The following is a 12,594-nucleotide window of genomic DNA, read 5'->3' as shown; positions in this document are numbered from 1 at the left end:
GCGTCAGGAGCATGAAGACGTGCCTAGAATCGATAAAGGACCTCGCTCCACGTGGTGGTGAACTTGCTTACGAACTCAAGCGCACCGTTTTGACAAAAGACGAGATGGCGTTATTCCTCGACTGCACCCATACCGAAGCCTCACTGATGCTCGCGGTTGCAAAAACTTTTCACCCGGACGAGCTCGACCTAGCTATTGACTACCAACTGAGTTTTGCCAAACTACGTTTGATCTCAAGTGTGAGCAAAAAACTGCGCAATCCGAGCATCGATCCTAAGGAATTACGAGAAGAACTCATCCGTCAAGCGGCAACCTTGAGCTGCTTCGACCTCGATCGCCACATCAAAACTACGTTGAAAACATTAAATGCCGAGTATTCCCGCCCACGTGCATGGTACGCCCGTTTCTCCGCAACTGCCGATGCAGACGGCATGCGCTATATCAATATGAAGCTCCCTGAAGCGCAATGTGAACGTCTGCGCACAGTGCTAACTCCACAAGCCCACGATAAAGCATCCCAAGGTATGGCCAACGGAGAGGCTGAAGGCCTCGCTATGGCTCTGTATGAAACCGTTATTACCAATACTTCAACTGATTCTGGCCACCGGGATCTTCGCCACAGTCCTCTGATCCTTATTCCGATAGCAGATGCGCAAGAACACTGCGATGGTACAGTCACCAATAGTGATGGCGTCATTCTCAATATTACCGATATTGCTGAAGAAATTATCAACGAAATGGGTTTTGCCATCGCAATCTACAAGGACTCACACGGAGTACCCAGGCCTCACGAAGTTCTTGATATCAAACGCTTAGCAGACGCAGACGACCGTTTTCGCGCGATAACTTCGCATTTGATATGTCAGCATCCAGAATGCTCGATCCCGGCCGTACGCTGCGATATCCACCATATACAGGCCTTTTCTCGTGGAGGGGCAACTACCACTGCCAATCTCTGCCCCCTGTGTAGGGTCCATAACCTTAGAAACGACGATGACCCTAATAGGTCTCGCCACGGGCGTGTCGAAGCTGACCCTAAGACTGGACTTATCTCCTACCGGATGCCCGACGGCACTCAACGCGCTAATCTCCACCCAGCTATCTCCAAGGGAACATAGGCCTTCGCCCACCGGATCCTCGGAGAGAGCTAGTCCACACGCAACACCCACATCCTCGAGGTCGAAGGACCAAGGGGTTATTGAGGATGCCTTATTACAGAGAACGTCTGCCGAGTTCCAGCAATTCCCAGCCACGTTCAGCGAACCAACATCCCGCCAACGCTACGACGGAGAAAAGCAGCAATGCCAACTGAGCGAGTGCATCGTAGTTAATCGTCCCAACAACAATTTCACGCGTCGCAAAACCAAAGCTGAACATCCACGCAGCTCCATACACGGGCAAGATTCCGGCGATGAGGCGGTATTGCCAGCTGGCAAAAAATAGACCAAAACCCAGTGATAACCGCATAGCGGCTGCCTCTACTACAACTCTACTCATCAGCGGGTCATCGACTAGAAACTCAACATCGCCCAAAAGAAAGAGGGCCCAAAAGACCCAGAACAAACCAGTAACTGCAATGAATACGCGCGATACGGTGATACCAACAATTCGCGCAGACGCGTGACGGCGCCACTCGGATTCCACACCATGGATGATAATTGCCGACAAGTCCGGAGCGCGATCCCGCAAATTTTCGTTGAAGGCTAATCTGCGATTCATTAAGGCGGCTTGCTCAAGAAAATGGCGACATTGTTCGCACCCTATAAGGTGGGCATCAACGATCTCATCGTTAAGAGAAAAAGCTTCGCCATCCAAGCGAGCCGAGAGAGCAGCTTGAACCTTGTCACAGTTCAGCATCGCGGGTGAGAAACCAATCTACGCTGAGCCGACCTGCACCAAATACCACGACTACCATAAGAGACACAATAAGCAAGAGCACGTACTCGAATCCCCCACTGGACGCAAAAAAACCAGAACCTAGGTGGACGAAGTAAAAGGCCGCCGCCATAAGAAGAGCTAGAGCACCAGCAACTACAGTGGTTAGCAGTCCAATAACCAGCAAGGCTCCCCCACCGAGTTCAGCAATGGCAGCTATATAGGCAGAGAGCTTTGGCTGGGGAATAGCGCTTGCAGAGAACTGTCCGGCAATCTCATCAATTCCCTGGATGAATAGCTTCTGGTAACCATGTGCTACGAAGATGACGCCGAGGACGAGCCGAAATATTGCGAGTGCAATATCGCGTACCACTGGGCGATCCATGCCTAGCTCACCCGCCGCGAAGCTTCAGCATCATGTGTGGGCTGTTTATAATGAGCACTGTCGATGAGCTCCAATTCTTGAAAATCGGCTGACTCGTCGTCAATCTCTAAAACCACCGCGCCAGGGTGACGCAGCCGCTGCGGTATACCCAGATCGTTATCGGAGACGCTCCGTACACCAAGTCGGCTACGACGGAGGTGCCGAATGCGTCGGTTGCGTAACTCGATCTCTGATTTAACCAATTTCCTCAGCACGATCAGGTATGCCACAAATATAACGCCCATGAGTGCAGGGGCAATCCAGGCCAGTCCCCCAAATACAATCGCAGAGATAACAGCGACGAGAAGCAACACGCTCATCGTAGCTACTACGATCTTTCGCCGTTGATAACGTGACTTCGCGGCTTCTCGATCCGCTTCAGGGTCGAAACCTCCCCGACCACGCCTAGCCTGAATATACGACAGCTCTTCTTCGGTGAACTCTGGGCTAAAGTCGTCGTTATCGGGCGTTTCCTCGCTATCTTCTACTTCATCGCCAGTATCTTCGTCGGGGGCTGGGAAGAGCAGATCCTCTGGATCGGTATAGGAAGAATCGATTTCATAGGTGGCCTGTGAAGAAAGGTCAGAGATAGTTTGTTCTCTAATAGGAGGATCTATGAGGATAGAATCTTCGTCTTGATCCTCGCCATTCACCGGCTCATTTTCCTCGCCCGATGCCTCAACGTCAGACTCGAGCTGTGAGTCACTGGGAGTTGGGACCGCTGAATCCTCGAGCGGCAATTTTTTCAACGATCGCTGGGGGCTGAGCTTTTTAGATCCACCCTCGAGAATGACGCGCGTTTCATTGAAGGCTTCGCCCGCTTTTCTTATCGGTTTCTGGGCACGCAAAAACCACGGTGCGAGCACGAAAATCCACAGCACGACGATGATGAGAAGACCAATGAGTCCGGTCACTAGTGATAGCCCTTTCTACTTAACAGTTCAAGCCTATTGGGGCGACCGAACATAGCTTATAAGGCGCGCCGATTCCTACTGGGCTTTTTTGAAATGATCCCTTGGTCGCTTATTCTCTGGACAGCCGTCTGCTGAAGCTCTGAACGCGTGAGGGCCATTAAGTAATGATCGCGCCACCGGCCGTCAATATGAAGGTTTTCCTTTAATAAGCCTTCCTCTCTGAAGCCGTTTCTTTCCAGGATCCTTCGACTAGCTTTATTCGACGGAAGATGTGTTGCCGTGAGGCGGTGAAGACCCACTCGATTAAAGGCATGATCGATCGCTAGAGCCACTGCTGCGGTAGCAATGTGGTGGCCAGTTAGAGAAGAATGCAGCCAATAACCCACCCATCCTTCCTGAGCAGTCGCATGTTGGATATTGCCTATTGTCAGCTGGCCGGAAAATTCCCCGTTGACTTCGATAGCCAGGGGCAAAGTCTCTCCCTTAGCGGCACTGCGACTCAAGTATCTGTAGGTAGCTCGCCAAGCGGCACTGCTGTGTGCGAGGTGCCACGCGGCAGTGGGAGTCGGTTCGACGGGGCGGAGGAACCGTTCGTCGTCGATACGCAATTCGCACCATTGAGGACCGTCGCTTCTTCGTAGCGGCCGTAACCGAAGTTGGCGTGTGCCCACTCGAATATGCGGGGTATACTCTCGCCAACCTGGGTGCATGGGGTGTCGGGGGCCGAGAGCAAGACGCTCGCGAAAGATGGGCATTAGCTTTGCTGATTCATAAAGAGGACCTCGACGATATCGCCCGGACGCACCTGGGTTATACCTGCCGGAATACGAATCATCGCGTTGGCATCTGATAGGCCCGCGAGCAAGTGGGCGGGAGCTCCATTGGCACCCCCAAGTGCCTCGACAAGATAATCCTGCGTTTGTGCATCGCGCATAAGCCTGGCTCGGATGAAACCTTGCCGCCCGTTCTTACTGCTCACATGGTTCAGCGCCCGGGCGCGTACGGCCCGACGTCTAGCGTTACGCTTGCCTAGGCTCGCCCGTACCAGGGGCCGGATCATGGTTTCGAAGATTACCAAGGCGGATACTGGATTGGCCGGTAGCAGAAATACCGGTATCTGTTTATCACCGAGGAGACCAAAGCCTTGAACACTGCCAGGGTGCATGGCTACGCGGGTAGTGTCGATCTCACCAAACTCATTAAGAATGTCCCTAATGGTGTCCGATCCCGAACCCCCAACGGCGCCAGAGATCACGATAATTTCGCTGCGCAGCATCTGCGCTTCGACGATTTCGCGCAGCCGTCGAGGCTCCCCCGCCGCTATTCCCACGCGGTGCACGTCGGCGCCGGATTCTCGACCCGCGGCGGCTAAGGCGTAGGAGTTGACGTCATAAATCTGACCCAGGGAGGGATCCCGGTCAATGTCAACAAGTTCATAACCGATCGAAATCACAGACATCCGAGGGCGCGGATTGACCAGTACCTTACTCCGCCCCACAGCTGCGAGGAGGCCTATATGGGCAGGAGATAAAATCGTTCCTGCAGAGACCGCTATATCGCCGGGCTGTATGTCATCGCCCTGCCTGCGTACGAATTCACCTGGCCGTACAGCTCTGAGCGCGGTCATACGCTTGCGTCCTCGGTCGGTCCACGCCAGCGGGATAACAGCATCGGAAAGGCTCGGGAGGGGGGCGCCGGTATGGACGCGCACTGCCTGCTTCGGTTGCAACCGCAACGGTCTTGAGCTGCCAGCAGCTACTTCACCAACAACTGGCAACGACACTTCGGTGGGGACATCGGGATCCCCCGCGATCGGGGCGATATCGACTGCTCTAATAGCGTAACCATCGATTGCTGCTTGGTCGAAACCAGGTAGCGGATGCGTGGCCTGAACTTCCTCGGCGCACATGAGCCCCAACGATTCGGCGATAGCGATACGAACAGGTTCTGGGGTTCGTGCAGCCTGGGTGATGAGATTGAGCTGCTCGTCAACGGAGCGCACTAGGATTCTCCCTCTTTTCAGAGCCCATGCTCGTCAAATATTTTACGCAGGGCTTTTCGTAATCCAGGACCATACACGGGGTCTTGGAGACCAAAATCGACACACGCCGGTATATACCCTCCAGGATTTCCGAGGTCGTGGCGCTTACCGTGGTGAACCACAATATGGACGGGGTGCCCTTCCTCAATGAGTAGGGCAATTGCGTCGGTTAGTTGTAATTCTCCGCCAGCACCTGGTTGAATGCGAGCTAGGGCATCGAATATCGAACGATCTAACAGATAGCGACCGGTAGCAACAAAAGTAGACGGCGCTTGTTCAACGGTCGGCTTTTCCACCATGGCCTTAACTTTTTTCACGGTCAGATCGCCGGAATACGAAGCTTCTTCGATATCAAAAACCCCGTAATTGCACACGTTTTCCGGTGCGACTTCAAAGGCACAGAGTACCGACCCCCCGAGTTCATTGCGCACTGCAAGCATTTTCTCTACTACGCCCATAGGAAGTACAAGATCATCGGGCAACATGACCGCAACGACATCTTCATCGTCATCTAAGACGGATTCTGCGAGGCTAACTGCGTGGCCTAGGCCCAAGGGTTCTGCCTGCTCTACGGCGACTGGGGTAGGCAGAGTGTTGACACGTTGAACCTTGGTTAGTTGCTCATCTTTGCCACGATCTTCAAGCATGCGCTCGAGGTCCCCGAATTTTTGGAAATGGGCAAGCACCTCGCGTTTATTAGGGGCCGTGATGATAGCAAGCCGCTGGGCCCCGAGAAGTGCCGCTTCCTCAGCGATGAGCTCGATGCCGGGGGTATCGACAACGGGTAGCAACTCTTTGGGCACCGTCTTGGTGGCCGGCAAAAAGCGCGTACCCATGCCAGCCGCCGGCACAATAACGGTTCGTACCGCTGTCGAGGAATAGGAGGAAGGCAAAGTCATGGTTAATAGTGTAAACGTTTGACCGCTGAGTTTCGGAAAGCACCACCGCTATAGCCACGAGATTTTTTCCCGCCTAGGATTCAAACCATGAATAGTGCTGCAGCGAAATCGGTGATGCGAGATAAGGTGAGACGAGCTCGTATTTCTAAAGATTGCCGAAGTGAAAATGCTCAAATTTCCGGACACTTGGTGAAGTTTCTTCGTGACTATCATGCGCGAGCTGTTGCCGCCTACGCTCCCCTTCCTCACGAACCGGGTTTCGACTTTGTCGCTCCTCTCGCTGCAGCCCTCGAGCAGCTCTGGTTACCGCGTGTTGCTCAACGGCACCAGCTTCGGTGGGGCCTATACCAGGGTCCAGCATCCTTGGAAAAAAGCAGCTGTGGCATACGAGAACCTCGTTTGGCAACTAGGGATGTTGCAGTTCTAGGTGAGCTTGACGCGGTTGTGGTGCCAGGTTTGAGCTACAGCCCCAGCGGTGAACGCCTCGGCCAGGGCGGTGGCTTTTATGACCGCGCATTGGCTGATCGTCCTACGTTACTCATTGGGGTGTGTTTCGCCAGCGAGGTTCAACCCATCGTAGTCGAGGCCCACGATTGCCGTGTAGACATTATCCTCACTGAGAACGGAACCGTCGATCTTCGCTGTGAGTCATAGCAGGTATGATCTACCCTTTTGCCTCGCCAGGTATTGCCCGCCAGATCGCTTTTCGACGTCTCATTTCCGCGGCTTTGATCATCAGCGCTGCCCTCTTACTTGTGGCCGGACACAATAATTCCACCGCCACCGCGATCATCTACAGTCACGACGTCGCAGCCGGAACCCGACTGAAAGCCGAGGATTTAATGGAAAAGCAGGTGGCAATCGACCTCATTCCTAGGGGACAGTCGATGAAAAAGCAAGATTTTGTGGGTCGGGTACTTATTAGTCAACGGCCTAAGTCCGCGATTGCGCTCCCCGAGGATACTATTAATACCCAATTCGATGCCAAGAATATTGTCGGCCTCGACGGCAATGCACTCATTCCTATAAGTTTGAATGATCCTGCCCTTGCGGGGTTTGTCCTTCCTGGTGACCAAATTAGTATTGTGGCGCTCTCCGCCGAGACCGGGGAACCACGCACAGTTGCCTCAGGTGCTCAGGTGGTTTTTAGTAGTAGTGCCGATCACCAGGCGGCGGGTTTAAAAACTGGATCACTTTTGCTATCCCTCGATATTGCAGACGCCGAGAGCGTGGCGGCTGCGGCGGCGCAATCCCCCATTAGCGTCATCGTAACGGGAGCACGCGCTCAAGGCTGAAGTCGGGTACGATAACTCGAAGATCGTATCCCTTCGACGAAAGTTATAGAGATGTTTCAAGGTTTCAAAGAGTTTGTGCTACGAAGTAATGTCATCGAGTTGGCCGTCGCTGTGGTTGTGGGAGGAGCCGTTACTGGCCTGGTCAACGCCTTCAGTGATTCCCTGATCAGCCCAGTAATCGCCGCGTTGGGCGGAGCTGATGTTTCTGGTCTCGGATTCTATCTGCGCCCGGGCAATGAGGCCAGCTTCCTTGATTTTGGTGCCGTGATTACTGCCGGAATCAATTTCATGATTGTGGCTTCAGTTGTCTACTTCCTCGTTATAGTTCCTATGAATAAGCTCAGTGAGACCCTTGCCAAGGAAAAAGGAGTCGACCAGACTTCTGAAGCTGCCAGCATTGAGGTGGAGCTTTTAACCGAGATCCGCGATTTGCTCAGCCAAGAGCGTGGCACTAAGTCGCATCCCTAACTGACTTATCAGGTATGTCCATATGAGAGCTCAGCACACCTCCATCTGACAAATCAACCGTCCAGCTACCCGTAATCAAATAGTCATATCAAAAACATTGGGATAGCGCTCGACGTTTTTGTCTCGGCAGGTCCCGGGTGCCGGTATTAGCCAAGCTGATGCCGTTTGATTGGTCAATGCCGCTACTGTTACGCAAATAGTCAATCAGCGTCGTGGAAGGTGCAGGCTCTTTTTCGGAGTCCTGTAGTAACGATGCGCTCGCCCCATGAGGTTCATCAGATGAACTGCAGGCACTTACCACGATGGTGAAAGCCGCCGCTTGCATAACTAAATGCCAAGCATTGGATTTTTCCATGGGGAAGAATTTATCCGTTTCACGAAAAAAGCTAAGCTCCCACTTCGAGTGGTTCTACTCCCCGTAGTGCGGCGGTCGTTGATGAAGATAATGCTCCCGTGAATAGTGATCGCACTGTTCGTGTAGAACCTCCGTTGGTTCGACTCGGTCAGCCTCGCGATCGTATTTCTGAGCGAGGCTTTGTCGAAAGACGCGCCGCTTAGCCATTGGTTACTGGTGGACGCAGCTGATCAACTAGGTGATGAACCAGCGGGATCATCGTGGCCATCCCATCACGAATTGCGGTCCGAGATCCCGCAAGATTGACCACCACGGTAGAACCCGAGACACCAGACGTTCCCCTCGACGTGCAAGCGTCTAAAGCGTTGCACAGCATACCTGAAAAGCGTAAAGCCTGAGCAATCCCTGGCACTTCCTGATCGAGAACCGCTTTGGTGGCCCTCAAGGTCTTATCGCGCGGGCCCACACCTGTTCCCCCTATTGTCACCACTAGGTCAGCTCCACCGATGACTCCTGCCTCGATACCGTTGCGAATCTGCGAGGCCTTTGCGGGAACCCTAATAGAGCCATCCACCACGAATCCGCCCTCAGCCAGCAATTCAGCAACGAGTGTGCAGGTTGCTTCACATTCGCGGTCATCACGACTATCAGTGACCAAAACTGCCAGAGCGCGGCGCAACCCCTTCTTATGCTCAGCTTGTTCTTGGGCGAAGAAGAGATCATCGTCAGGTTCTCGGATATCACTCAGCTTTGATAGATCTCCGGGCAAATTTAAATGGTTTTTGGAACCCATATTATGCTCAGTTTCTCCTTGAAAATTAGGCGGTCGCTCGGTTTCTTATTAACCTACTCGTCGGAAAGTCGAACCTCTACCTCCCGCGGATTTTCACCCCTGAGATCCGTTAGTTTGAGAGTTATGGTCTGGCCGAAGTCAGCAGATCGCACGGCCGCTATAAGAGCGTCAGCACTGTCAATGCGGCGATCACCAAATCCTACTACTACGTCGCCTGGGCGTAGGCCCGCAGTTTCACCTGGGCTCCCTGAAGTGGTATCAGCGATGACAGCACCAACGATGCGGGGGTCGTTGCCTAATCGAATTCCGATCATGGGCTGCTTAGCTTCCCCGCTCTCAATTAATTGCTGCGCTACTCGTTTGGCAAAATTGGCGGGAATGGCGAAGCCCAATCCAATCGATCCAGCACTGTCACCGTTGTGCGGAATCGAGGCAATCATAGAATTGATACCTATCTGGTTTCCGTTCATATCCACGAGTGGTCCACCTGAGTTTCCGGGGTTGATCGCAGCATCGGTTTGGATAGCGTCGATGAGGGAGGACTGGCCGAGGTCCCTGCTGCTGGCTCGTACGGGTCGATTAATTGCCGAGATCACCCCCGTTGTTACTGTCGAAGACAATCCGAGGGGGGCACCGACTGCGACGACAGGTTGTCCTACTTGGATCGATGAGGAGTCGCCGAAGCTCATAACGGGAAGATCCTGGACGTCATCGATTTTTACAACAGCTACATCGGTATTGGGATCCCCGGCTACAAAGCGAGCTTGCATGCGACGTCCATCGTTGAACACAACCGTGATCAGCGTGCGGTGGGGATCACCCGCAGTTCCCTCCACAACGTGGTTATTTGTCAGGATATAGCCGTCGGGTGACAGGACTGAACCTGACCCTTCTGACACTCCCGTGGAGTCGCTGACCTTCAACGAAACCACCGCCGGTAGCACCTTGGCTGCCACTTCCTGAACTCCCCCGGTTGGCATGTCAGGTGTGACCCCGTGACTAACTGGAGCATTTAATGCAGCAATGACTTGACCTTGGGACTGGTTATTGGTTGATAGTTGGGTGGCATAAATGCCGGTCAAAGTACCTGAACCGACGGCCGCTGCTAGTGCTAGAGCTATAGCACTGCGAACACCGATGGTGCGCTTTGGGGTGGCTAAAGACTGGGGATCTGGTGTCTGCTGTGCAACGATTGGCTGGGCGTAGGGGTTAACAACCTGCTCAAAGCGAGGATCGCGCTCGGGATGGATCCATTGATTATTATCGTTCATATCAGTCATGATGCTCCACGTTTGTTAAGGGAGGCTGGAATGATTTTAAAAAGAGTCTGTGAATCTAGCTTATCTTCTTTGTGTTCCGCCGACTGCGTCGGGGTCCGTTGATCCCGGAATGGTCACTCGCATTAGTGTGCCGCCGTCCTCGGAATCTAGGACTTCTATAGTGCCGTGATGGCGCGCAATCACCTTGGCCACAATCGATAGCCCTAAGCCGGACCCAGGTACCGCTCGAGCCTCAATTGACCGGTAGAATCGCCCGAATACTTTGTGCCTCTCCCTTGGGGCAATTCCAGGTCCCGAGTCAGCAACAGATAGCTCCAAGAGATCTGAAGAGAGTTGCTCCATATTTACCTTGACAGGGGCCCCCGGGGGAGAGAATTTCGCCGCATTATCAATCAAGTTGAGGATGGCTCGATCTATCCCTTGGAGATCTCCCCATAAATACCAAGGACTGAGATTCGCTATGAATTGAATATCGGGGCGCCTGCGGCGCACTTTTTCAAAGGCCTCGTCAACGGAGTCGGCTAACTCGACCACTTGCAGTTCTAGGGAGGATGAATCTTCGCGTGCTAGATCTCCCAAGGTCTCGATAAGGGTGGTCAATTCTTCCATCTGCGCCAGCACATCGGATTCCATCTCAGCGCGATCACTGGCACTTATCCCGCCTTGTTTTTCCATCATCATGAGCAATTCAATATTGGTTCGCATAGAAGTCAACGGTGTTTTAAGTTCATGACCCGCATCAGCGATGAGTTCTGCTTGTTGTTTGCGGGACTCTTCCAATGCTCGAAGCATCTCGTTGAAGGAAGTGGTCAGTTGGGCTAATTCTACTGTGCCTGAGACCGGAATCGGCTCGAGTTTTTTGGTTTTGGTGACTTCTTCTACAGCAGCTTGCAGTGCTACCAAAGGCCGTAATCCTGCCCTAGCAACAAATAAACCTATTGCCACTGCGAGTACGATACCCAGGCCTGCGATAATCAGTAAAACAAAACCTAGAGCAGCTAAGAGCGACTGAACGCCACCAAAGTCGCGGGCTATCATCACCATAGTGCGCTGGTCATCGATAAGCAGATAGATGCGTTTTCCGTCAATAGTTTCTACTTTAGATCGGTCGGTGGCTCGAATGACCGGAAGCGGGAGTTCATCGCCAACGGAATAGACCCAGTCGGAGCGCTGCACAGTGGCAAAATAGTCAGGGTTGCGGACCTTGAAATAATCAATCTCTGATCGAGCATTTAAGGCGAATTGAGGGGACTCGCTCAGAACCATCATAGATTCCGCCTTGGCACGCAGGTCTTGGTCGACTGCATTAGTAATCGCCCTCGAAGCCGATAAGTAACTGAGGATTAATACCACGAAGATGACGATCGCCACCATATAGGTGGTAAAGATTGTTACCCTCCACCGCAAAGAATTGGAGGAGCCGAACAGGTCGTCTTTAAGGAGCGCATCCTCCGCTGGCCCCACCGGCGCGGCGGGGCCAAAACTGGGACGTCTGAGGATCACGGTGCCGTATCGCGTAGAACATAACCCACGCCGCGCACCGTGTGGATGAGACGGGTCGCCCCTCCCCTCTCGGTCTTGCGGCGTAGGTAACCAATATAAACTTCCAAGGCATTACCCGAGGTTGGAAAATCGTAGCCCCAGACCTGCTCGAGGATTTGGCTGCGACTGAGTACCTTTTTGGGATTAGCGAGTAAATACTGTAAGAGAGCAAACTCGGTACGCGTGAGACTTACACGGCGGCGGCCTCTAGTGACATCACGGGTTTCGGGGTTGAGAACCAGATCGGCGAATACTAACTCGCCGCTGGCAGCAGGAGTGGTTGATTCGGCAGCAGCACGGCGCAGCAGAGATCGGACCCTTGCTAGTAGTTCTTCGAGGGCGAATGGTTTTGGAAGATAGTCATCTGCGCCAGCATCGAGTCCGGCGACGCGATCGGAAACGCCATCACGGGCGGTTAGGACGAGGATAGGACGGTCATCCCCAGAACCGCGCAGGAAGCGACACACTTCCAGCCCATCCATATTGGGCATCATGACATCCAAGATCACCAGATCTGGGTCCTCGCTGTCGATCATGCTGATCGCCGTCTCACCATCTTTGGCTGTAGTAACGGTGTATCCATTAAACGATAATGAGCGCCTGAGTGACTCTCTCACTGCTTGCTCATCGTCGACGACTAAGATTTTCATAATATAAAAAGCCCTACTGTTCTACCTCCTGACGATCAGGAGTTCATTATGCCCATCT

15 protein-coding genes are annotated in these 12,594 nt (G+C 53.2%); 4 read left to right on the top strand and 11 right to left on the bottom strand.

Annotation, left to right across the window (positions count from 1 at the left end):
* Positions 1-11: 11 nt before the first annotated feature.
* Positions 12-1,118 (top strand): HNH endonuclease, encoded by a 1,107-nt coding sequence (locus NXT00_RS04345; RefSeq protein ID WP_259158237.1) that lies wholly within the window; start codon positions 12-14, stop codon positions 1,116-1,118.
* A 94-nt stretch (positions 1,119-1,212) separates the two neighbouring features.
* Here the strand turns inward: NXT00_RS04345 and NXT00_RS04340 are convergent, their stop codons facing one another.
* Genes NXT00_RS04340 through NXT00_RS04315 form a run of 6 tightly spaced genes read right to left on the bottom strand, consistent with a single transcriptional unit; the run spans position 1,213 to position 6,153 of the window.
* The gene (locus tag NXT00_RS04340; protein ID WP_259078331.1) at positions 1,213-1,857 is read right to left on the bottom strand and encodes a zf-HC2 domain-containing protein; all 645 of its coding nucleotides are present in this window, start codon (positions 1,855-1,857) and stop codon (positions 1,213-1,215) included.
* Positions 1,844-2,260, bottom strand: a complete 417-nt coding sequence (locus NXT00_RS04335) for a DoxX family protein (RefSeq protein WP_259078332.1) — start codon at positions 2,258-2,260, stop codon at positions 1,844-1,846. Before NXT00_RS04335 ends, NXT00_RS04340 begins: the two co-directional genes overlap by 14 nt.
* 2 nt (positions 2,261-2,262) lie before the next feature.
* The gene (glpR, locus tag NXT00_RS04330; protein ID WP_259078333.1) at positions 2,263-3,213 is read right to left on the bottom strand and encodes a gephyrin-like molybdotransferase receptor GlpR; all 951 of its coding nucleotides are present in this window, start codon (positions 3,211-3,213) and stop codon (positions 2,263-2,265) included.
* A gap of 56 nt (positions 3,214-3,269) precedes the next feature.
* Positions 3,270-3,968 (bottom strand): GNAT family N-acetyltransferase, encoded by a 699-nt coding sequence (locus NXT00_RS04325; protein ID WP_259158234.1) that lies wholly within the window; start codon positions 3,966-3,968, stop codon positions 3,270-3,272.
* A complete protein-coding gene (gene glp, locus NXT00_RS04320; RefSeq protein WP_259158232.1) occupies positions 3,968-5,215 on the bottom strand; it encodes a gephyrin-like molybdotransferase Glp in 1,248 nt (415 codons plus the stop codon). Before glp ends, NXT00_RS04325 begins: the two co-directional genes overlap by 1 nt.
* A 17-nt stretch (positions 5,216-5,232) precedes the next feature.
* On the bottom strand, positions 5,233-6,153 hold the full coding sequence (locus NXT00_RS04315) for a UTP--glucose-1-phosphate uridylyltransferase (protein ID WP_259078338.1): 921 nt from the start codon (positions 6,151-6,153) through the stop codon (positions 5,233-5,235).
* Between the two features lie 87 nt (positions 6,154-6,240).
* On the opposite strand from NXT00_RS04315, the gene NXT00_RS04310 reads away from it, so the two are divergent.
* Genes NXT00_RS04310 through mscL form a run of 3 tightly spaced genes read left to right on the top strand, consistent with a single transcriptional unit; the run spans position 6,241 to position 7,916 of the window.
* On the top strand, positions 6,241-6,807 hold the full coding sequence (locus NXT00_RS04310) for a 5-formyltetrahydrofolate cyclo-ligase (protein WP_259078339.1): 567 nt from the start codon (positions 6,241-6,243) through the stop codon (positions 6,805-6,807).
* Positions 6,808-6,812: 5 nt separating this feature from the next.
* Positions 6,813-7,448 (top strand): hypothetical protein, encoded by a 636-nt coding sequence (locus NXT00_RS04305; RefSeq protein WP_259078340.1) that lies wholly within the window; start codon positions 6,813-6,815, stop codon positions 7,446-7,448.
* Between the two features lie 51 nt (positions 7,449-7,499).
* The gene (gene mscL / locus NXT00_RS04300; protein ID WP_259078341.1) at positions 7,500-7,916 is read left to right on the top strand and encodes a large conductance mechanosensitive channel protein MscL; all 417 of its coding nucleotides are present in this window, start codon (positions 7,500-7,502) and stop codon (positions 7,914-7,916) included.
* A gap of 88 nt (positions 7,917-8,004) precedes the next feature.
* Here the strand turns inward: mscL and NXT00_RS04295 are convergent, their stop codons facing one another.
* From NXT00_RS04295 to NXT00_RS04275, 5 genes are all read right to left on the bottom strand, one after another.
* Positions 8,005-8,271 (bottom strand): hypothetical protein, encoded by a 267-nt coding sequence (locus tag NXT00_RS04295; protein ID WP_259158231.1) that lies wholly within the window; start codon positions 8,269-8,271, stop codon positions 8,005-8,007.
* A gap of 199 nt (positions 8,272-8,470) precedes the next feature.
* Positions 8,471-9,064 (bottom strand): molybdenum cofactor biosynthesis protein B, encoded by a 594-nt coding sequence (locus NXT00_RS04290; protein WP_259158229.1) that lies wholly within the window; start codon positions 9,062-9,064, stop codon positions 8,471-8,473.
* A 53-nt stretch (positions 9,065-9,117) separates the two neighbouring features.
* Entirely contained in the window at positions 9,118-10,344 is a 1,227-nt protein-coding gene (locus NXT00_RS04285; protein ID WP_259078345.1) for a S1C family serine protease, read from the bottom strand.
* A gap of 60 nt (positions 10,345-10,404) precedes the next feature.
* Entirely contained in the window at positions 10,405-11,847 is a 1,443-nt protein-coding gene (locus NXT00_RS04280) for a HAMP domain-containing sensor histidine kinase (protein ID WP_259078346.1), read from the bottom strand.
* Positions 11,844-12,536: a response regulator transcription factor gene (locus NXT00_RS04275; protein ID WP_259078347.1), complete on the bottom strand. Its 693-nt coding sequence runs from the start codon at positions 12,534-12,536 to the stop codon at positions 11,844-11,846. The genes NXT00_RS04280 and NXT00_RS04275 overlap by 4 nt, the downstream gene beginning before the upstream one ends.
* Between the last annotated feature and the right edge of the window lie 58 nt (positions 12,537-12,594).

Origin of the sequence: Corynebacterium sp. ES2715-CONJ3 (assembly GCF_024814365.1) — a bacterium.
Classification (GTDB): Bacteria; Actinomycetota; Actinomycetes; order Mycobacteriales; family Mycobacteriaceae; genus Corynebacterium.
This window is presented reverse-complemented; position numbering and strand designations above follow the sequence as displayed.

Bases quoted from the DNA above. Each gene is read 5' to 3' on its own strand.
- NXT00_RS04345 (WP_259158237.1), top strand. From the start codon at position 12: ATGAAGACGTGCCTAGAATCGATAAAGGACCTCGCTCCACGTGGTGGT.
- NXT00_RS04340 (WP_259078331.1), bottom strand. From the start codon at position 1,857: ATGCTGAACTGTGACAAGGTTCAAGCTGCTCTCTCGGCTCGCTTGGAT.
- NXT00_RS04335 (WP_259078332.1), bottom strand. From the start codon at position 2,260: ATGGATCGCCCAGTGGTACGCGATATTGCACTCGCAATATTTCGGCTC.
- NXT00_RS04325 (WP_259158234.1), bottom strand. From the start codon at position 3,968: ATGCCCATCTTTCGCGAGCGTCTTGCTCTCGGCCCCCGACACCCCATG.
- NXT00_RS04315 (WP_259078338.1), bottom strand. From the start codon at position 6,153: ATGACTTTGCCTTCCTCCTATTCCTCGACAGCGGTACGAACCGTTATT.
- NXT00_RS04310 (WP_259078339.1), top strand. From the start codon at position 6,241: ATGAATAGTGCTGCAGCGAAATCGGTGATGCGAGATAAGGTGAGACGA.
- NXT00_RS04305 (WP_259078340.1), top strand. From the start codon at position 6,813: ATGATCTACCCTTTTGCCTCGCCAGGTATTGCCCGCCAGATCGCTTTT.
- mscL (WP_259078341.1), top strand. From the start codon at position 7,500: ATGTTTCAAGGTTTCAAAGAGTTTGTGCTACGAAGTAATGTCATCGAG.
- NXT00_RS04295 (WP_259158231.1), bottom strand. From the start codon at position 8,271: ATGGAAAAATCCAATGCTTGGCATTTAGTTATGCAAGCGGCGGCTTTC.
- NXT00_RS04290 (WP_259158229.1), bottom strand. From the start codon at position 9,064: ATGGGTTCCAAAAACCATTTAAATTTGCCCGGAGATCTATCAAAGCTG.
- NXT00_RS04285 (WP_259078345.1), bottom strand. From the start codon at position 10,344: ATGACTGATATGAACGATAATAATCAATGGATCCATCCCGAGCGCGAT.
- NXT00_RS04275 (WP_259078347.1), bottom strand. From the start codon at position 12,536: ATGAAAATCTTAGTCGTCGACGATGAGCAAGCAGTGAGAGAGTCACTC.